The organism is Cellulomonas sp. S1-8 (assembly GCF_026184235.1).
In the GTDB taxonomy this organism is placed as follows: domain Bacteria; phylum Actinomycetota; class Actinomycetes; order Actinomycetales; family Cellulomonadaceae; genus Cellulomonas.
This window is the reverse complement of sequence record NZ_CP110806.1, coordinates 4,222,327-4,241,826: the sequence shown is the minus strand read 5'-3', so window position 1 is coordinate 4,241,826 and position 19,500 is coordinate 4,222,327. Positions and strand designations below refer to the sequence as shown.

Here is a 19,500-nt window from a genome sequence, read left to right as displayed (position 1 = left end):
GCCGCCTGCGCAGGAAGAGCCTCGATGCGCCTCATGATCACGCTGGCCAGGCCGGGTGCCTGGGTGGCCGACGTCGTCGTGGACGCCGACCCGCTGACCTGCGTCCGGGACGTCGTGAAGAACGCCGTCGACGGTCTGGACCCCTCGCGCCACCCGTGCGACGGGCTCGACCTGACGACGCTGCACGTGGACCGCTCCGTCGTGGACGCCGCGCTGCCGCTGGCCGCGAGCGGCGTCCGCGACGGATCGGTGCTGTGGCTCGGCGGGCCGGACCCCACGCCCGTGCCGCCGCCGGCACTCGTGACGCTGCGCGTCGTCGCCGGGCGGGAGGCCGGCACGGTGTGGCACCTGACGGCCGGGCACCACGACCTGGGCGTCGACGCGGCGGGGCGGGTGGTCGTGGGCCTGGCACCGGCGGTCGTCGCGACGGTCCGGGTGACGTTCGACGCGCGCGTGCACGTCGAGCCGTGGCCGGTCGACGCGGGCCCGGGCACCGTCGCAGCGCCCGCCGCGCTGCTCGACGGCAACCCGCTCCCCGTCGACGGCGCGCCGTGGCCGCAGACCGCCCTGCTGCACGTCGGCGAGCAGCTGCTCGAGGTGCACCCGGCGACCGTGCCCGACGCGGTCCTCGAGCCCTCGCCCGACGGCGAGCACCTCGACTACAACCGCCCGCCGCGCCTGCTGCCGCCGCAGCGGCGCACCGAGTTCCAGCTGCCGCCCGAGCCGCGCGCCCAGCAGCCCGCGGTGATGCCGTGGCTGACCGCGCTGCTGCCCGCGGTCGGCGCCGTCGCGATCTCGCTCGTCATGCGCAACCCGATGTACCTGATGTTCGCGGCGATGTCGCCGGTCATGGTGCTGGGGAGCTGGCTGTCGAACCGGCGTGGCGGCAAGATCGGCCACCGCCGCCGCCTCGCGGAGCACCGCGCGGACCTCGAGCGCGTCGAGGCCGAGGTGCTGACGGCGCTGGAGACCGAGCGCGCGGACCGCCGCATCGCCAGCCCGGACCCGGCCGAGCTGCTGCTCGTCGCGACAGCGCCGCGCGCCCGGCTGTGGGAGCGCCGGCGCACCGACCCCGACCACCTGCTGGTGCGCGTCGGCACCGCGGACCTGCCGAGCACCCTCGTCGTCACCGAGGGCGAGGGGATCAGCCGCAAGCAGGAGCCGCGCACGTCGAGCGACGTCCCCGCGGCGCTGTCGATCGCGCAGGCCGGCGTCGTCGGGCTCGCGGGGCCGGACGAGTGGCCGCGGCGCGTCGCGCGGTGGTTCGTCGCGCAGCTCGCCGTGCTGCAGAGCCCCCGCGACGTGCAGCTGTACATCCTGACGGACGCCGAGGGGGACCGCTGGTGGCGGTGGGCCGCGTGGCTGCCGCACGTGCGGCCGATGCTCGGGCAGCAGTCGCTGGCGCTCGTCGGCTCCGACGCGGAGACCCTGGCGCGGCGCGTCGCCGAGCTGCTGGACCTCGTCCAGGGCAGGCAGCGGGCGCGGCTGGCGGCGGGGGCGCGCGCGTCGCTGCCGGACCCGGACGTCGTCGTCGTGCTCGACGGTGCGCTGCGGCTGCGCGCGCTGCCGGGTGTCGTCTCGATCCTGCAGGAGGGACCGGCGGTCGGGGTCTTCTGCGTGTGCGTCGACGCCGACGAGCGGACCCTGCCGGAGGAGTGCACGGCCGTCGTCGTCGGCGGGCCCGGCAGGCGCGCGACGCTGCGGGCGCAGCGCGCGGAGCGGGTCGACGCGATCCGCGTCGACGAGGTCGGCGACGACTGGTTCACCGCGGTCGGGCGCAGCCTCGCGCCGCTGCGCGACACCAGCAAGGCCGTCGGGGAGGCCGCGCTGCCGTCCGCCGCGCGCCTGCTGGAGATCCTCGACCTGACCGACCCGGGACCGGCCGCGATCGCCGCCCGCTGGAGCGGCGGCGGCAGCACCACGCGGGCCGTCGTGGGGGTGTCGCTCGACGGGCCGTTCGCGCTCGACCTCGTCGAGCACGGGCCCCACGGCCTGGTGGCGGGCACCACGGGCTCGGGCAAGTCGGAGCTGCTGCAGACGGTCGTCGCGTCGCTCGCGGTGGCGAACCGGCCCGACGCCATGAACTTCGTCCTCGTCGACTACAAGGGCGGCGCCGCGTTCAAGGACTGCGTCGACCTGCCGCACACCGTCGGCATGGTCACCGACCTCGACCCGCACCTGGTGCAGCGCGCGCTGGCGTCGCTGGGGGCCGAGCTCGCGCACCGCGAGCGCATCCTGGCCGCCGCCGGCGTGAAGGACCTCGAGGACTACCTCGGGGCGCGCGCCCGCCGCACGGAGCTCGACCCGCTGCCGCGGCTGCTCATCGTCATCGACGAGTTCGCGTCCGTGGCGCGCGAGCTCCCCGACTTCGTCACGGGCCTGGTGAACATCGCGCAGCGGGGACGCTCGCTGGGCATCCACCTGCTGCTCGCGACGCAGCGGCCGTCGGGCGTCGTCTCGGCGGAGATCCGCGCCAACACGAACCTGCGGATCGCGCTGCGCGTGACCGACGCGGGCGACAGCACCGACGTCATCGACTCCCGGGAGGCCGCGGGCATCTCGCCCAACCAGCCCGGCCGGGCGTTCGCGCGGCTCGGGCACAGCGCGCTCATCCCGTTCCAGGCCGCGCGCGTCGGGGGGCGTCGGCCGCTGCGGCGCGCCGAGGTGCCCGCGCCGTTCCTGCGGACCGTGTCGTGGTCCGACCTGGGCCGGCCCGTGCCGGAGCGTCCGCGCGGCGAGCAGTCCGAGGGCGAGGCGACGGACCTGTCGGTGCTGGTCCGGGCGATCGGCCAGGCCGCCGACATGCTCGGTGTCGCGCAGCAGCGCCGGCCGTGGCTGCCGGCGCTGCCCACGTCGCACGTCGCGGACCTCGCGGCCGACCCGACCCCGGGTGAGCCGCGCTTCGTGTGGGCGCGGTCGGACCTGCCGCGCCGCCAGCGGCAGGAGGACGTGGTCGCGGACCTGGCGACGTTCGGGCACCTGCACGTCGCAGGTGCGCCGCGGTCGGGCCGCTCGCAGACGCTGCGGACCTTCGCCGCGGCCGCGTGCGCCGCCGCGAGCGTCGCCGACCTGCACGTCTACGGCATCGACTGCGGCAACGGCGCGCTGCTCGCGCTGGCCCGGCTGCCGCACTGCGGTGCCGTCGTGCAGCGCACCGAGACCGAACGCGCCGCCCGGCTGCTCGCCCGCCTGCACGCCGAGGTGCAGCGCCGGCAGCGGGTGCTGGGCGAGGGCGGGTTCGCCGACGTCACCGAGCAGCGTGCCGCGGCAGCGCCGCAGGACCGGCTCGCGCACGTGCTGCTGCTGATCGACCGGTGGGAGGGCTTCACCGGCACGCTCGGCGAGCACGACGGCGGGGCGCTCACCGACGCGGTCTACAACCTGCTGCGCGAGGGCGCGAGCGCGGGTGTGCACGTCGTCGTCGCGGGGGACCACACGCTGCTGGGCGGGCGCATCGGGACGCTGTGCGAGGACAAGCTGGTGCTGCGGCTCGCCGACCGCACCGACGCGGCCCTCGCCGGGCTGAACGCCCGGTCGTTCCCCGAGAACCTGCCCCACGGCCGCGGGCTGCAGGTGCCCGGTGCGGTCGAGACGCACGTGGCGCTGCTCGACGTCGACCCGTCCGGCCCGGCGCAGGTCGCCGCCCTGCACGCGCTCGGCGAGCGGCTCACGGCACGCGAGGCGCACGTCCCCCGCGCGGCCCGCCCGCCGCGCATCGCCGCGATGCCGGCGCGCCTGACGTTCGAGGACGCGTGGCCGCTCGTCGACCCGTCCCCGGCGTGGGCGCTGCTGGGCCTGGGTGGGGACGAGCTCGAGCCCGTCGGTGCGGACCTCGCGGCCGACGTGCCGACGTTCCTCGTCGCCGGGCCGGGGCGCTCCGGACGCAGCACGCTGCTGGCCGTCATGGCCGAGTCCCTGCTGCGGCAGGGCACCGAGCTCGTCATCGGTGCACCCCTGCGGTCACCCCTGCGGGACCTCGCGGGGCGTCCGGGCGTGCGTGCCGTCCTCCTCGACGACGCCCCCGACGAGGCGACGCTCGCGCCGCTCGTGGACGCGGGCGACGGGCCCGTCGTGCTGCTCGTCGACGACGCCGAGGTGTGGCGCGACGCACCCGCCCGCGAGTGGCTGCGCCGCCTCGTGCGCCGTGCCCAGCAGGACCGCCGCGGCCTCGTCATCGGCGGGGAGCTCGGGGCCGTCGCCTCCGGTTTCACCGGCTGGCAGGCCGACGTCAAGAAGAACCGGCGCGGGGCGCTGCTCTCGCCGCAGAACCTCGCCGACGGCGACCTCGTCGGCGCGCGACTGACCCGGTCGCAGCTCGCGGCACGGATCGTCCCCGGGGCGGCGCTCGTGCACCTCGGCGACGGCACGTACGTCACCACCCAGGTGCCCGCGGCACCCGTCACCGCACCGAAGGAGATGGTCTGATGGCCGACCTCGTCGTCAGGGACGACCTCGGCGAGCTCGCGCACGAGCTCGACCGGCTGATCGGGGAGTTCGAGGGGGCCCTGGACCTGCAGGACGACAGCAAGGGCACGTGGGGGCAGCTCAACGCGAACCTGTCGATGGGCGACTTCGCGGACAACTGGACCGTGCACCGCGACAAGATGGTCGAGGACATGAAGAAGCTGCGTGACAAGGTACGTGCCGCCGCCGACGCGTGGGCGCAGGCCGAGGCGGACCTCACGGCGTCGCTCGGGGACGACCAGTGAGCATCGGGCAGCAGGGCCTGTACTTCCCGACCCCCGCGCCCAGCGAGTGGACCGTCGTCGGGTGGTCCGACGACCCGGTGCGCGGCGGTGACCTCGAGAAGGTCACCGAGTTCCGCCGGCGGTACGTCGGGATCTCCGAGACCCTCGACAGCGCCGTCGGGCGGCTCGACCGCGTCGTGTCCCAGGGGAGCGAGGGGCTCGCGGGCCAGTACGCCGAGGGGCTGCGCGAGGACGCCGGCAAGGTGCGTGAGCAGCTGTCCAAGGCCGCCGTGCGCTACGGGGACGTCGCGCGCGAGGTCACGACGTACGAGCCCGAGCTCGACCACGCGCTCACCGAGACGCGCGCCGGGCTGGCCGACGCCCAGGCCGGCGCCGACGCCCTCGTGGCAGCGGAGGGGCTGCCCGACGGCAAGCCCGACGAGGAGGGCGTGCTGGACCCCGACGAGACCGCGAAGGACGCGCAGAAGCGCGACCGCATCGCCACCGCGGGGGACGCGGTCTCGGCCGCGAAGCGCCGCGTCCAGACGGCGTTCGACCGGCTGCAGGTCGCCGGCAAGCGCCTGGGCGACGCCGTGAACTGCAAGAACTACGACGACGGGCTGACCGACTCGACCTGGGACAAGGTCCTCGCGGTGCTGAAGATCGTCAGCAAGGTCCTGGCGATCATCGCCATGGCACTGGCGATCCTCTGCTTCCTCTTCCCGGGGGTGGCGCTGCTCCTGGCGGCGAGCGTGATCGTCGCGTTGGCGGCCGTCGCCGTCGCGGGGATCCTGTACGCCAAGGGTGAGGAGGGGCTGCCGGACCTGCTGTTCGCGATCTTCGGGGTGCTGCTGCTCGGTGGTGCGACCGTCGCGACGCTCGTCGGGCGCAGCATCGGCAACGCGGCGCGCGCGGCACGCACCAACATCGGGGACACCCTCGGCGGGATCGCGATGAACTCGTTCGGTCCCGGCGGGCGGATCATGCCGGTGATCGGCCGCAACGCCGCGCAGTGGCGCAAGCAGTCGGACTGGTTCGACAACCCGCTGACGTCGTGGCTCATGCGGGCGGGCGGCCGCGGCGGACTCGTCCCCGAGGTGGGGTTCTGGCGTTCGTCGATCGAGCAGATGAGCACGGCGATGAAGATGTGGCCGAAGCTGTGGACGTCGCCGGGGGCGTTCTTCAAGGAGTGGGCCGGCGTCGTCGGTGGCTGGGGCGGGTACCGCAGCATCGCGGGCCTGCAGCAGATCACCGGGCAGGCGACCAACCCCGTGTGGTGGGCGTGGGGCGTGGGCAACTCGATCTTCACGATCGGCACAGGGCTGATCTGGACCGGTGGCCGCACCGAGTGGCGCAAGCCCGAGGATTCGTGGATCCCCACCTACGGCACGGTCGGGGGTGACGAGTGAGCGCCGCTCTCACGCTGCCCGCCGTCGCGTGGCGGTGGCAGTGGGTGCCGGCGTCCGACGCACCGGAGGCGGACGCCGCGGCCTGGCTGACGTCGACGGCCGACGTGTTCACCGGCTGGGCCCGCGACGGTCTGACGGACGCCACGGCGTTGCCGCCCGAGGTGCGCGCCGAGGTCACGCCCGAGGGCGTCGGCCGCGTCGTCGCCCTGTGGTTGTGGGGCCGGGCGGGGGAGTGCCCGCCCGGCGCGCGGCTCGTCTGGGGTGCCGCGTTCACGTCCGCCGATCGTCCCCGGTGGGCGCCCGTGCTCGTCACGGTGGAGTTCCGGGTGCCCCTCGCGGACGACCCGTCGTACCTCATGGACGACGTCGGGGCGCGGGGCGCCGACGACGACGCCCGCCCGGCCGTCGTGGACTACGTCACGACCGCCGCCGGCGACGGGCTGCGGGTCGGCGCGCTGGTCCGCGAGCCGTACGGTGCGGCCGCCTTCCGCGTCGACGCCGCGGTGCGCATCGACGTCCCGGCGCACGACGACTCGGGTGCGACCGCCGTGGACGTCCTGCTCGCCACCCGCGTGCAGGACCTGGGCCTGGCCGGTGTCGTCGGGCCGGGCGTCGAGGAGCTCATGCACCTGGTCGCCGAGCAGTTCCTGCCCGGCCCGGACGGGACGACCGGCATCGTGCTGGCGCCCGCGGAGAGGAGCATGCCGTGATCGACGTCGAGGTGCTGCTGCCCGAGGGGTGGCTGCGCGTGCCCACGACACCTGGGACGCAGCGAGTCCGCACCCGGGTCGTCGAGGACGTGGTCCGCCGGTTCGTCCCCGAGTCGCTGCCCCGCGACAAGGCCGGGCCGTGGCGCAAGGAGCTGCGCAAGCAGCTCTCCGCGGCGGTCGAGGACGCCGAGGGTGCCGGCGCGCACTCGGTGCTGCTGCCCCTGACCGAGTACGGCGGCATGCGTCTGCCCGGGTCCCTGCTGGTCACGGTGCTGGAGGACGACCCGACGGTCGCCGCCCAGGACCTGCTCGACGACGTGCTCGCGGACGCCGGCGACGACGGGGTGCTCCTGGACGTCGGTGGCGGCCCGGCGGCACGCGTCGAGACCGTCGTCGACAGCTCGCGCATCGGCCGCACCCACCCCTCGCTCCGCGTCGTGTACTACGTCGCGCACCCGCAGGAGCCGGGCGTCTGGGGCCTGCTGACGTTCACCGTGCTCACGGACGGCGACACCGAGGCGGTGCCCGTGCGGGCCGTCGTCGCGATGTTCGACGCGGTCGTCGGCACGCTGCAGTGGGTCGAGCACGACGGCGGGCCGTCGGCGGACGAGGTGCTCGCGCAGCTGGAGGGGTTGGCGCCGGCGGCGGTGTGAGGGGTGCGGGTCTGCCGTGGTGCTCTGGCCGGCCACGATGGTCGCCGCGGTCCGGCGGTGCCTACCGGTCGCAGGAGCAGACCATGTTCTGCTTGAGGACCTGCTCGCCGTCCTCGGGTCGCGCCCACGCCCGGGCCTCCTCGAGCGACGCGAACGACCGGCCCGCGAGGCGCCCGTTCGCGAGCATGACGACGACCTCGATCTCGTCGCGCGGGTCGGTCCAGGGTGCGGTGCTGCTCGTCATGTCGCCCTTCCCGTCGTCGGTCATGGGTCCATCGTGCCCCGCGCGGATCTGGTCGTGCTGATCCTGGACGGCCGGTGGCGGACTGCGGATCGGGGCTGCGTGCCGTGCCGGCGGCGGCTGTGGACCCTCGACAACGTCGCCGCGGTGCGGTTGTCGGACGTCGGTCCTTCTAACCTACGCATCCGTAGCCTACGCTGACGTAGGTTCGCATCCCGAGGTGAAGGAGAACCGCGTGAGCACGTCCGCACCCGCGGCTGACGGTCCCCTGAACGACGACGGTCTCGTCCAGCTGCTCACCCCGGCCGGCGAGCGCGTCGCGCACCCCGAGTACGACGCGTGGGCCGCCGACGTCGACCCCGACCGGCTGCGCGCGATGTACCGCGACATGGTCCTCACGCGCCGCTTCGACTCCGAGGCCACGTCCCTGCAGCGCCAGGGCGAGCTCGCCCTGTACGCCCAGTGCCTCGGCCAGGAGGCCGCGCAGATCGGGTCCGGTCACGCGCTCGCCCCGCAGGACCACGTGTTCCCGTCCTACCGCGAGCACGGCGTCGCGCAGGTGCGCGGCCTGGAGATGACCGACCTGCTGCGGCTGTTCCGCGGTGTCGACCACGGCGGCTGGGACCCGGCCGACCACGGCTTCCACCTGTTCACCCTGGTCATCGGCTCGCACACGCTGCACGCCACCGGCTACGCGATGGGCGTCCAGCGTGACGGGCTCGTCGGCACGGGCGACCCGACGCGCGACACCGCCGTCGTCACGTACTTCGGTGACGGCGCGACCGCGCAGGGCGACGTCAGCGAGGCCCTCGTCTTCGCGTCCGTCAACCAGGCGCCCGTGGTGCTGTTCTGCCAGAACAACCAGTTCGCGATCTCCGAGCCGACGTCGCGGCAGTCGCGCGTGCCGCTCGCGGACCGCGCCCCCGGCTTCGGCATCCCCGCCGTGCGCGTCGACGGCAACGACGTCCTGGCGACGTACGCCGTGACGCGCCAGGCGCTCGAGCGTGCCCGCAGCGGCGGCGGCCCGACGTTCATCGAGGCGTACACCTACCGCATGGGCGCGCACACGACGTCGGACGACCCGAGCCGCTACCGCACGTCGGAGCAGGAGGAGCACTGGCGCCGCCGCGACCCGATCGAGCGGGTGCGCGTGCACCTCGAGCGGACGGGCGAGCTGCCGGAGGTCTTCCAGGTGCAGCTCGCCGCCGAGTCCGACGCCCTCGGCGAGCACATCCGCACCACGGTGCGCGCGATGGGCCACCCGTCGGCGCACAGCATGTTCGACCACGTCTACGCCACCCCGCACGCCGTCGTCGACGCCGAGCGGGCCTGGTTCCGCCAGTACGAGCAGTCCTTCAGCGACCACGACGCCCACGGAACGGCAGGAGGTCACCGATGACCCTCACGACCGAGCGCACCACCGACCTGCCGCCGGCCCCCGCGCCGGCGCCGTTCCCGACGGGCACGCAGAAGCTGCCCATGGCCAAGGCCCTCAACCTGGGCATGCGCCGCGCGCTGGGGAACGACCCGCGCGTGCTGCTCATGGGTGAGGACATCGGGCGCCTCGGCGGGGTGTTCCGCGTGACCGACGGCCTGTTCGCCGAGTTCGGCGAGGACCGCGTCGTCGACACCCCGCTCGCCGAGTCCGGCATCGTCGGCACCGCCATCGGCCTCGCGCTGCGCGGGTACCGACCGGTGTGCGAGATCCAGTTCGACGGGTTCGTGTTCCCCGCGTTCGACCAGATCACCACGCAGCTCGCCAAGATGCACTACCGCTCGCAGGGGCGCCTGAGCCTGCCGGTCGTCATCCGCATCCCCTTCGGCGGCGGCATCGGGGCGGTCGAGCACCACAGCGAGTCCCCGGAGGCGCTGTTCGCGCACACCGCGGGCCTGCGCGTCGTGTCCCCGTCGACCCCGGCCGACGCCTTCACGATGATCCAGCAGGCCATCGCCTCGCCGGACCCCGTGATCTTCCTCGAGCCGAAGGGCCGGTACTGGGAGAAGGGCGACGTCGACCTCGACGCCCCCCTGCCCGCACCGCACGGCGGCCCCACGGGCCTCGACCACGCGCGCGTCCTGCGCCGCGGCACCGACGTCACGGTCGTCGCGTACGGCCCGACGGTCGCCACCGCGCTCAAGGCCGCCGACGCCGCCGCAGCCGAGGGGACGAGCATCGAGGTCGTCGACCTGCGCACGATCTCCCCGCTCGACACCGCGACGGTCGCCGCGTCCGTGCAGCGCACCGGCCGGTGCATCGTGGTCCACGAGGCGCCCGTGCTCTACGGGACGGGCGCCGAGATCGCGGCCCGCATCACCGAGGAGTGCTTCTTCCACCTGCAGGCACCCGTGCTGCGGGTCGGGGGCTTCCACACCCCGTACCCCGTCGCCAAGATCGAGCACGACTACCTGCCCGGGCTCGACCGGCTGCTCGACGCCGTCGACCGCGCCCTCGCGTTCTGAGCTGTCGCGTTCTGACCCATCGCACCACCGGAGAGCCACGCGTGCCCACGTACCAGCAGTTCCCCCTGCCCGACGCCGGCGAAGGCCTCACCGAGGCCGACATCGTCACCTGGCACGTCGCCGTCGGCGACCGTGTCGAGGTCAACCAGACGATCGTCGAGATCGAGACCGCCAAGTCGCTGGTCGAGCTGCCGTGCCCGTGGGCGGGTGTGGTCTCCCGGCTGCTCGTCGCCGCCGGCGCGACCGTCGAGGTCGGCACCCCGATCATCGAGGTCGACGTCGACCCGGACGGCGCCTCGCCGGCGCCCGGCGCGGCGCCCGGCGACGCCACCGGGCCGGTCGACCACGGCGTGCGCGCCCGGCACCCGCGCCCCAGCCGGTCGTCGACCGAGCCGGGCGGCGCCGACGAGATCGAGGCGGCCGGTGCGTCCGGGTCCGGTGCGGTGCTCGTCGGCTACGGCGTGGCCGACGCGGGCAGCGCGCGACGGCCGCGCGCGACCACGTCCGCCGCCGAGGCCGAGCCGGCCCGCGACGCGTCGCCGACCGCCCCCGCGCGCGGCGGCACCCCGCACGCGCTGGCCAAGCCGCCCGTGCGCAAGCTCGCGCGTGACCTGGGCGTCGACCTCGACGCCGTGACGCCGACGGGCCCCGGCGGCATCGTCACCCGGGAGGACGTCCTCGCGCAGTCGGTCCGCGGCGACGGGCGGGCCCTGGCGACGTACCCCGGCGACGACCGCCCGTGGGCGGCCGGCGGCACCGTCAGCCCCGACGGGCGCCAGACGCGCGTGCCGGTGAAGTCGGTGCGCAAGCGGACCGCCGAGGCGATGGTGTCGTCCGCGTTCAGCGCCCCGCACGTCACGGTCTTCCACACGGTCGACGTGACCCGCACCATGAAGCTCGTCGAGCGGCTGCGCGCCGATCGCGAGTTCGCCGACGTCCGCGTGACGCCGCTGCTCATCGCCGCCAAGGCGCTGCTGCTCGCCGTCGACCGCCGCCCCGAGATCAACGCGTCGTGGGACGAGGCGACGCAGGAGATCGTCTACAAGCACTACGTGAACCTCGGCATCGCGGCCGCGACGCCGCGCGGGCTCGTCGTACCGAACATCAAGGACGCGCACCGGCTGGACCTGCTGAGCCTCGCGCGCGGCCTGGGGGAGCTGACGGCGACGGCCCGCGCCGGACGCACGTCGCCCGCCGACATGTCCGACGGCACGATCACCGTCACCAACGTCGGGGTCTTCGGCATCGACACCGGCACCCCGATCCTCAACCCGGGGGAGGCGGCGATCCTCGCGTTCGGCGCCGTCCGGCAGCAGCCGTGGGTGCACAAGGGCAAGATCAAGGTCCGCCACGTCACGCAGCTCGCGCTGAGCTTCGACCACCGCCTCGTCGACGGCGAGCTCGGCAGCCGGGTCCTCGCCGACATCGCCGCGGTCCTCGCCGACCCGGCCCAGGGTCTGGTCTGGGGCTGACGCCCCGGAGGGTCGGCGGCGACGCCTCGTCGTTCTGGTGCCCCGACGGTTCCGGGGGTGCCGACGGACGTGCCGACATCGAGACCGGCCCCCGGTGGTCCGTCTGCCGCGATCAGCCACCTCAGCCCGGCCTCGCGGTCGGGACGGGAGGCCGGTGCGGCGTGCTCCGCCCGGCTCCGTGGGTCGCGTCCGGTAGGTGAGACGTGCCGTCGTCGAGACCGGGCTGAGTCGTCGACAGCGGCCCACAAGACGACTCAGGCCGGTCTCGACGACGGGGCATCTCACGACGTGGGACCTGACCGGGGGAGACCAGCCCGCGGCCTGCGGCGACGGTGATCGGGACGACGGTGATCGGGACGACGGGGCGGTGGTGACCGGGGGCGTGGCGTCCCATGCCGGTCACACGGGGGTACCGGCCGGCCTGAAGCGTTTCGGTGGCTGGACCGTGGAGCGTGCGGGGGCGATGTTCGGCGGGTGCCGGCCGACGCGAGGACGACGAGGACCTCGGGCCCGGCCCCGGTGGTGCTCGCGCGCGGGGTCGGCCTGACCGCAGCGGTGCTCGCGGGCGCCGTCGCCGGCCACTGCCTCGCGGGCGGGCACGTGCCCGGACCAGCGGTCCTCGGGGCGATCGGCGCGCTGGTGCTGGTCGCCGGGGTGCTGGGTGCACGGGTCGCGTCCGGCCGGTCGACACGGGTCGCCGCCGCGTTCGCCGCCGCGGGCCTGGCCGTCGCCCTGCACCCGGTGCTCGCGATGCTCGCGTCCACCCCCGTGGTCGGCCTCGCCGCCGGCTCCCACGCCGCCCACGGCACGACCGCCGCGGCGGGGACGGGGGCCGCGGACGCCGGGATGACGGGCCGGGTCACCGACGACACCGCGACGACGGGCGCTGCTGCGGCCGCCGTCGACCTGGCGGCCTTCACCGCCGCCGGCGTGGACCTCGCCGCCGTCCGCGCCGCCGGCACGGACCTCGACGCGCTCGTCGCGGCCGGGCTCGACGCCCCGACGCTCACCGCTGCCGGTCTCGACCCCGCCGACCCCCATGCCCCGCACACCCTCGCGGCCCTCGTCGCGGCAGCCGACCGCGCCGCTGCGTCGACGGCAGCAGGGACGGGCAGCGCGGCGCCCGACGCAGCCGCACCCGATGCCGCTGCTCCCGCCGCCGCACCCGATGCCGCTGCTCCCGCTGCCGCACCCGATGCCGCTGCTCCCGCTGCCGCACCCGATGCCGCTGCTCCGGCACCCGCGTCCGGTGTCGCCGCCGTGATCCCCGCCGACCTTGTGCGGCAGGCGGCGGTCGCGGTCACCGTGCTCGTCACGGCGCTGCTGGCGGCCGCCGTCCTGACCCTCCCGGGTCGCGGCCGCCGACCGGCGGCGCCGCGCCTCGCCGTCGCGTGAGCCCGCTGCGGGCAGGTCCGTCCGCGGTGCGCCTGCGGTGTGCCGGTCCGACCGCGGTGCGCCTGCGGTGTGCAGGTCCGTCCGCGGTGCGCCTGCAGCAGGCACGTCCGACCGCGGTGCGCCTGCGGTGTGCCGGTCCGTCCGCGGTCCGTCCGCGGTGCGCCGGTCCGTCCGGGGTGACCCCGCGGTGCGCCGGTCGGACCGTGGTCCGTCGGCAGCGTGCTCGTCCGGCCGTCGTGCGCCGGTGGCGCGGTTCGCCCGGGGACGCGTGCGCGTGATGGGATCGAACCGTCGTCCCCTCAGGAACAGGTGGTCATCGTGTCGTCCGTCGTCCCGGCCGTCCGCGCCCGCGTCGTGCGGCGGACCGGAGTGCTCGCCGCCCTCGCTCTCGCACTCGCCGTGCTCGGTGCGTCGCCCGCTGCCGCGCACAACGCGCTGCGGTCCACGGACCCCGCTGACGCCTCGACGGTCGCGACGGCGCCCGCGCAGGTGACGCTGACGTTCGACCAGGCGGCGCTCGAGCTGGGCACGGAGATCCTCGTCACGGGCCCGGACGGTGCGCTCGTCAGCGACGGGCCCGCGCAGCTGGCCGACGTGTCCGTCGTGCAGCCCCTCGTCGCGACGTTGCCCGCCGGCGCGTACACCGTCGCGTGGCGCGTGACGTCGTCCGACGGGCACCCGCTGACGGGGACGTTCACGTTCACGGCCACCGAGGCGGTCGGTGCCGCCCCGTCGCCCGAGCCGACGGCGGCCCCGGAGCCGACGCCCGACGAGCCGACCGCCACGGCCGCGCCCACCGACGACGCGCAGGAGCCGGCGGACGACCCCGACGACGGCGTCACGGCAGCGCCCCTCGACGAGGACGCCGCGGAGCCCGGTGACGGGGGGGTGCCCGTCGCGGTGTGGCTCGCCCTCGGCGCAGGTGTCCTCGCCGCGCTCGTCGGCGGGGGTGCCGCGCTCGCGGCGGCGCGCCGCCGGGCCGACGCCGCGGACGCCGCCGACGCCGCCCGCCCGGTCACCTCCGACCCGACCGCCGCCGACCCGACGCTCCGGCCCGACCCGACCGCCGCCGACCCGACGCTCCCGCCGGACCTGACGTTCCCCGTCGACCCGACACCCCCGCCGGCCACACCCCCGCCCGCCACACCCCCGCCGGCCACACCCCCGCCGGCCACACCCCCGCCGGCCACACCCCCGCCCACCCCCGACGACCCGGGGCCGACGCGCGCGCCGTGATCGCACGAGTCCACGGCCGCACCCCCCGCCGAGCGCGGCACTCGACCGCCGAGCGCGGTACTCGTTTCCCCCGCGCTCGACCGTCGGGTGCCGCGCTCGGCGAGGAGAGGAGTGCGGTCCGGACGCCTACGCTGTCCGGGTGGACGAGCCCGTGACCCTGGTGCGCCGTGGCGCGCTGGGGGCCCTCGGTGCGGCGGGTGTGGTCGCGGCCCTCGCCGGGGTCGCGTTCACGGGCAGTGCGGCGGCGGTGCTGGTCGGGGACCCGGGGCCGCTCGTGCGGTGGGGTCTGCCCGTCGTGGAGACCCTCACCGAGCTGGCCGCGTCGCTCACGATCGGCGCGCTGCTGCTCGCGGTGTGCGTGCTCCCGCGCCGCGCGACCGCCCCGACGACCACGTCCCCCCGCACCCCCACGTCCCCCCGCACCCCCACGTCCCCCCGCACCCCCACGTCCCCCCGCACCCCCACGTCCGCACGCCCGGTCGCCGACGGTGCCGCCTACCCCCGCAGCCTCGTCCTCGCGGGCGTCGCGGCGGGTGCGTGGACGGTGCTGTCGGTGGTGCACCTGGTGCTCGCGTACGCCTCGGTCGCGGGCGCGTCGCTGACGGCGCCGTCGTTCGGCGACGAGCTCGCCCTGTTCGTCACGCAGATCGACCTGGGTCGCACGCTGCTGTCGGTGACGACGGTCGCGGCCGTGGTCACGGCCCTCGCGCTGGTCGTCGCGACGCCCACGGGTGCGGCCTGGACGGGTGCGCTGTCCCTGGTCGCGCTGTGGCAGGTCGGGCAGACGGGTCACGCGGCGGGTGCCGTGAGCCACGACGTCGCGACGTCGTCGATGGTGCTGCACCTGGTCAGCGCGGCGGTGTGGATCGGCGGGCTCGCGGCGCTGGCGGTGCTGGCGGGCCGGCTCGGCCGCGACGTCGTGCCTGCGGTCGCGCGGTACTCCGTGGTCGCGGGCTGGTGCGTCGCGGGGGTCGCGATCTCGGGCGTCGTGAACGGCGTGGTGCGCCTGGGCGGGTGGGACGGCCTGTCGACGCGGTACGGCGTGCTGCTCGTCGTGAAGATCCTGCTGTTCGCCGCGCTGGCGCTGCTCGGCCTGGCCCACCGCCGCACGACCATCCCGCGCCTGGACGGTCCGCGCGGCGGGCTGCTGTTCTGGCGGGTCGTGCTCGTCGAGCTCGTCGTCATGGGTGCGGTCTCGGGGGTCGCGGTCGCGCTGGGCTCGTCGCCGCCGCCCGTGCCCGACGACGCACCCGTCGCGGACACGTCGCCCGCGTACCTGCTGACGGGTCACCCGCTACCCCCGGAGCCGACGGGCCTGCGCTGGCTCACCGAGTGGCGGTGGGACGTGCTGCTGGCGTGCGCGGCGGCCGCGGGCATCGTCGTGTACCTGCGCTGGGTGCGCCGGCTGCACCGCCGCGGCGACGCGTGGCCGTGGCTGCGGACGGTGTCGTGGGTCGTCGGCATGCTGGTGTTCGCGTGGACGACGTCCGGGGGGCCGGCCGTCTACGGGCACGTGCTGTTCAGCGCGCACATGATCCAGCACATGGTGCTCGTCATGGTGGTGCCGCTGTTCCTGGTGCTGTCGGCGCCGGTGACGCTGCTGCTGCGGGCCGTGCCGTCGCGCGCGGCGCTGCGCGAGGACGCGTCACGCGGGCCGCGCGAGTGGGTCCTGGTGCTGGTGCACAGCCACGTCGGGCGGTTCGTCGCGCACCCCGTGGTCGCGGCCGTGAACTTCGCCGGGTCGATGGTGCTGTTCTACTACTCGGGGCTGTTCGAGTGGTCGTTGCGCTCCTCGGTGGGGCACCTGGCGATGGTCGTGCACTTCACGCTCGCGGGGTACCTGTTCGTCAACGCGCTCGCGGGCATCGACCCCGGCCCCGCGCGCCCGGCGTACCCGATGCGGCTGCTGCTGCTCTTCTCGACCATGGCGTTCCACGCGTTCTTCGGGGTCGCCCTGGTGAGCGCCGAGGCGCTGCTGGTGGCGGACTGGTTCGGTCTGACGGGCCGCCCGTGGGGGGCGTCGGCGATCCGCGACCAGCAGGTCGGCGGGTCCATCGCGTGGGGCATCGGGGAGATCCCCATGCTGGCGCTGGCCATCGGCATCGCCGTGCAGTGGACGCGCGACGACGAGCGCACGGCACGTCGTCGGGACCGCCGCACGGACCGCGACGGGGACGTCGAGATGGACGAGTACAATCAGATGCTCGCGCGTATGGCGCGACGCGACGCGGCCGACGACGCTCGCTGACCGCGTCCGGGTGGGCGCACGACCGCGGAGTTCGCCTGCGCGTCGCCCACCCGTCGCCCACCCGTCACCGCCCGGGCCTGTGCCGGGTTCGTGCCGGTTGCCACGCTGGGTCCACCCCAGCCTGCCGCCGCGAGACGACGAGGACCTGCGATGACGACGACCTCTCACGACCGCCCCGGGCCCGACCGTCGCGCCCTGCTCCCCTTCCTGCCGATGGCGGGCCGCACGGCCGGCCGGCGGTCGCCCGTGACGTGCCACCTGCGGTGCGGCGACGCGTGCGCCCAGCCCGTGCCCAACACCAGCGACAACACCTACTTCCGCGACGTCGCGGACAGGGCGCTGAGCCGCCGGTCGGTGCTGGCCGGCGCGCTCGCCGCCGGGGCCGCGATCACCATCGGGCCCGACGTGCTCGGGTCCGCACCCGCGGCAGCGCACGACGGGCCGGGCCGTGGTCGGCTGCCGTTCCGTCCCATCGCCCCGGTGCCGGCCGCGACGGACGCCTTCACCGTGCCGCCCGGCTACCGCTGGTCGCCCATCGTGCGGTGGGGCGACCCGCTCTTCTCGAAGGCGGACACGTTCGACCCGGCGACGATCACGCCGGAGGTCGCCGAGCGACTGCTGGGCTACAACTGCGACTACGTCGACCTTCTCGAGGACCGGCGCGGGCGTGACGCGCTGCTCGTGGTGAACCACGAGTACACGAACGAGGGGATCATGTTCCCGCCCGCCGCGACCCCGGAGGACCTGGACCGTCAGCGGCGGGTCGCGATGGCGTCGCACGGCATGTCCGTCGTCGCGCTGCAGCGCCACAAGGCCGGACGCCCGTGGACGTACCGGGTGGGGGCGCCGCAGAACCGCCGGATCACCGCGACCACCCCGTGCACCTTCGACGGCCCCGCCGCCGGCTCGCCGCTGCTGCAGACGGTCGCGGACCCCGCCGGAACGACCCCGCTGGGCACCCTCAACAACTGCGCCGGCGGGACCACCCCGTGGGGCACGGTGCTGTCGGGCGAGGAGAACGTCAACCAGTACTTCCGCGCCGTGGGCACCAGCGCGGCGGAGCGGCGGTACGGCTTCACGGACAAGGAGACGAGCCGCGGCTGGGAGCACGTCGACCCGCGCTTCGACGCGCGCACCCCGGGGTACGAGAACGAGCCCAACCGGTTCGGCTGGATCGTCGAGGTCGACCCGTCGGACCCGACGGCGCCGCCCGTGAAGCACACGGCGATGGGGCGGTTCAAGCACGAGGGCGCGAACGTGCGCGTCGGGCGCTCGGGGCACGTCGCGGCGTACATGGGCGACGACGAGCGGTTCGACTACGTCTACAAGTTCGTCTCCCGCGACCGCTACCGCCGGGGGGACCGGCACCGCGAGCAGAACAAGGCCCTGCTGAGCGCCGGGACCCTGTACGTCGCGCGGTTCGACGGCGACTCCCCGACCGACGAGCTCACGGGCACGGGCGCGCTGCCGTCGGACGGCGCGTTCGACGGCACCGGCGTGTGGCTGCCGCTCGTCGTCGACGGCGTCAGCCAGGTCCCGGGGTTCACGACCGACGAGGTGCTGGTCAACACGCGTCTGGCCGCGGACGCCGTCGGCGCCACCAAGATGGACCGACCCGAGGACGTCGAGCCGCACCCGACGACGGGGCGCGTGTACATCGCGTGCACCAACAACACCGACCGCGGCGCGGTCGGCAAGGAGGGCGCGACGGAGCCGAACCCGCGTCACGCCAACCGCGACGGGCACGTCGTGGAGCTGACCGAGGCCGGCGACGACGTGACGGCCACGACGTTCGGCTGGAGCATCCTGCTGCTGTGCGGCGACCCGGCCACGAACACGTCGACGTACTTCGCGGGGTTCCCGCCGGAGAAGGTCTCGCCGATCTCCTGCCCGGACAACCTCGCGTTCGACTCGGCGGGGAACCTGTGGATCTCGACGGACGGGCAGCCGGGCGTCATCGGCTACTGCGACGGGCTGTTCAAGGTGCCGCTCACGGGACGCGAGCGGGGCCGGGTCCAGCAGTTCCTGGCCGTGCCGACCGGGGCCGAGACGTGCGGGCCGGTGATCCGGGACGCCGACGGCATGGTCTACGTCGCGGTGCAGCACCCGGGCGAGGACGGGTCGTGGGACGCGCAGGTGTCGTTCTTCCCCGACTACGTGGCGCCCGGTGCCCTCGACCGTGGCCGGTGGGGCGGTCCGCGCCCGAGCGTCGTGCAGGTGTGGAAGGGCTGACACGACCCGCGCGGCAGGCGACACGCCGCTGGACACCGACGCGTCACACGCAGGTCGTCGTGTCGCGCGGTCCGCGAAACATGACCACGACACGATTCACCCGTCCGTGTCACCCGACCGAGAGAGTAGATCCGCCTGTGGTCAAGAAGTCCCGTTCCGTCTCCTCCGCCACCTGCACCCTGACGTTCGCGCTGCCGTCGACCACGCTCGACGGTCCGGTCAGCGTCGTCGGGACGTTCAACGACTGGACGCCCGGCGTGCATCCGCTGCGGCGTCGTTCCAACGGCACCGTGAGCACGTCGGTCGTGGTGCCTGCGGGCTCGACCGTCCGGTTCCGCTACCTGGGCCAGCACGGCCGTTGGTTCGACGACGCCGACGCCGACGAGATCACGCCCGACGGGTCCGTCGTCCGCGCGTGAGCCCTCGCCCCCGGCCGGCAGACGGGCCGGCGGGGGCGGGTCGCGGCGGCATCGTCGCGGAGGTCACATCGGTCAAGCGGGCCCCTGCCGGGGGCCGGGCGCGGCCCGCCGCCCGGGTCGACCCCGGCCGTTCTTGGACAGCCGCCCATCAAGGTGCGGCACGGTGTTGGGGTCCCCGTGGGGCGCCCGTGCCCTGACGCGGGCGTGACCGCACCCATCCGGGTGGCGGTCGTCGATATCACGGTGCTCAGGCGCGATCGTATCGATACGATGAGGTCCTGACGCGACACGGCACCGACCACCGCGCACCAGCACCCCCAGTCCCAGCAGTGCGGAG

At 75.3% G+C, this 19,500-nt stretch carries 14 protein-coding genes; 13 read left to right on the top strand and 1 reads right to left on the bottom strand.

All coding sequences use genetic code 11. From position 1 onward, the window contains the following. Positions 1-24 precede the first annotated feature (24 nt). Genes OKX07_RS19070 through OKX07_RS19050 form a run of 5 tightly spaced genes read left to right on the top strand, consistent with a single transcriptional unit; the run spans position 25 to position 7,460 of the window. Positions 25-4,425 (top strand): FtsK/SpoIIIE domain-containing protein, encoded by a 4,401-nt coding sequence (locus OKX07_RS19070; RefSeq protein ID WP_265629578.1) that lies wholly within the window; start codon positions 25-27, stop codon positions 4,423-4,425. After that, positions 4,425-4,709 (top strand): type VII secretion target, encoded by a 285-nt coding sequence (locus OKX07_RS19065; RefSeq protein ID WP_265629577.1) that lies wholly within the window; start codon positions 4,425-4,427, stop codon positions 4,707-4,709. The genes OKX07_RS19070 and OKX07_RS19065 overlap by 1 nt, the downstream gene beginning before the upstream one ends. Beyond that, positions 4,706-6,097, top strand: a complete 1,392-nt coding sequence (locus OKX07_RS19060) for a hypothetical protein (RefSeq protein ID WP_265629576.1) — start codon at positions 4,706-4,708, stop codon at positions 6,095-6,097. Before OKX07_RS19065 ends, OKX07_RS19060 begins: the two co-directional genes overlap by 4 nt. After that, positions 6,094-6,807: a hypothetical protein gene (locus OKX07_RS19055; RefSeq protein WP_265629575.1), complete on the top strand. Its 714-nt coding sequence runs from the start codon at positions 6,094-6,096 to the stop codon at positions 6,805-6,807. Before OKX07_RS19060 ends, OKX07_RS19055 begins: the two co-directional genes overlap by 4 nt. Beyond that, the gene (locus OKX07_RS19050; protein WP_265629574.1) at positions 6,804-7,460 is read left to right on the top strand and encodes a hypothetical protein; all 657 of its coding nucleotides are present in this window, start codon (positions 6,804-6,806) and stop codon (positions 7,458-7,460) included. The genes OKX07_RS19055 and OKX07_RS19050 overlap by 4 nt, the downstream gene beginning before the upstream one ends. Before the next feature lie 61 nt (positions 7,461-7,521). Here the strand turns inward: OKX07_RS19050 and OKX07_RS19045 are convergent, their stop codons facing one another. Continuing rightward, positions 7,522-7,728, bottom strand: a complete 207-nt coding sequence (locus tag OKX07_RS19045) for a hypothetical protein (protein ID WP_265629573.1) — start codon at positions 7,726-7,728, stop codon at positions 7,522-7,524. A gap of 208 nt (positions 7,729-7,936) precedes the next feature. Between OKX07_RS19045 and pdhA the strand changes: the two genes are divergently transcribed. The 8 genes from pdhA (at position 7,937) to OKX07_RS19005 (ending at position 19,163) form a co-directional block, all read left to right on the top strand. Further along, positions 7,937-9,100, top strand: a complete 1,164-nt coding sequence (gene pdhA, locus OKX07_RS19040) for a pyruvate dehydrogenase (acetyl-transferring) E1 component subunit alpha (RefSeq protein ID WP_265629572.1) — start codon at positions 7,937-7,939, stop codon at positions 9,098-9,100. After that, the gene (locus OKX07_RS19035) at positions 9,097-10,161 is read left to right on the top strand and encodes an alpha-ketoacid dehydrogenase subunit beta (protein WP_416220801.1); all 1,065 of its coding nucleotides are present in this window, start codon (positions 9,097-9,099) and stop codon (positions 10,159-10,161) included. Before pdhA ends, OKX07_RS19035 begins: the two co-directional genes overlap by 4 nt. Positions 10,162-10,202: 41 nt before the next feature. Then, positions 10,203-11,633 carry a dihydrolipoamide acetyltransferase family protein gene (locus tag OKX07_RS19030; protein WP_265629571.1) on the top strand — a complete coding sequence of 477 codons (1,431 nt, stop codon included), beginning with the start codon at positions 10,203-10,205 and terminating at the stop codon, positions 11,631-11,633. A gap of 474 nt (positions 11,634-12,107) precedes the next feature. Beyond that, positions 12,108-13,028, top strand: coding sequence for a hypothetical protein (locus OKX07_RS19025; protein ID WP_265629570.1), 921 nt, complete (start codon positions 12,108-12,110; stop codon positions 13,026-13,028). A gap of 318 nt (positions 13,029-13,346) precedes the next feature. Beyond that, positions 13,347-14,264, top strand: coding sequence for a copper resistance CopC family protein (locus OKX07_RS19020; RefSeq protein WP_265629569.1), 918 nt, complete (start codon positions 13,347-13,349; stop codon positions 14,262-14,264). A 139-nt stretch (positions 14,265-14,403) separates the two neighbouring features. Continuing rightward, on the top strand, positions 14,404-16,512 hold the full coding sequence (locus OKX07_RS19015) for a cytochrome c oxidase assembly protein (RefSeq protein ID WP_265629568.1): 2,109 nt from the start codon (positions 14,404-14,406) through the stop codon (positions 16,510-16,512). A 150-nt stretch (positions 16,513-16,662) separates the two neighbouring features. Beyond that, positions 16,663-18,744 (top strand): PhoX family protein, encoded by a 2,082-nt coding sequence (locus OKX07_RS19010; RefSeq protein WP_265629567.1) that lies wholly within the window; start codon positions 16,663-16,665, stop codon positions 18,742-18,744. 137 nt (positions 18,745-18,881) lie between these two features. After that, positions 18,882-19,163 carry an isoamylase early set domain-containing protein gene (locus OKX07_RS19005; protein ID WP_265629566.1) on the top strand — a complete coding sequence of 94 codons (282 nt, stop codon included), beginning with the start codon at positions 18,882-18,884 and terminating at the stop codon, positions 19,161-19,163. The last annotated feature ends 337 nt before the right edge of the window (positions 19,164-19,500 follow it).

Excerpts from the sequence above, each read along its gene's own strand:
- OKX07_RS19035 (WP_416220801.1), top strand. The coding sequence starts at position 9,097 with ATGACCCTCACGACCGAGCGCACCACCGACCTGCCGCCGGCCCCCGCG.
- OKX07_RS19045 (WP_265629573.1), bottom strand. The coding sequence starts at position 7,728 with ATGACCGACGACGGGAAGGGCGACATGACGAGCAGCACCGCACCCTGG.
- OKX07_RS19010 (WP_265629567.1), top strand. The coding sequence starts at position 16,663 with ATGACGACGACCTCTCACGACCGCCCCGGGCCCGACCGTCGCGCCCTG.
- OKX07_RS19065 (WP_265629577.1), top strand. The coding sequence starts at position 4,425 with ATGGCCGACCTCGTCGTCAGGGACGACCTCGGCGAGCTCGCGCACGAG.
- OKX07_RS19070 (WP_265629578.1), top strand. The coding sequence starts at position 25 with ATGCGCCTCATGATCACGCTGGCCAGGCCGGGTGCCTGGGTGGCCGAC.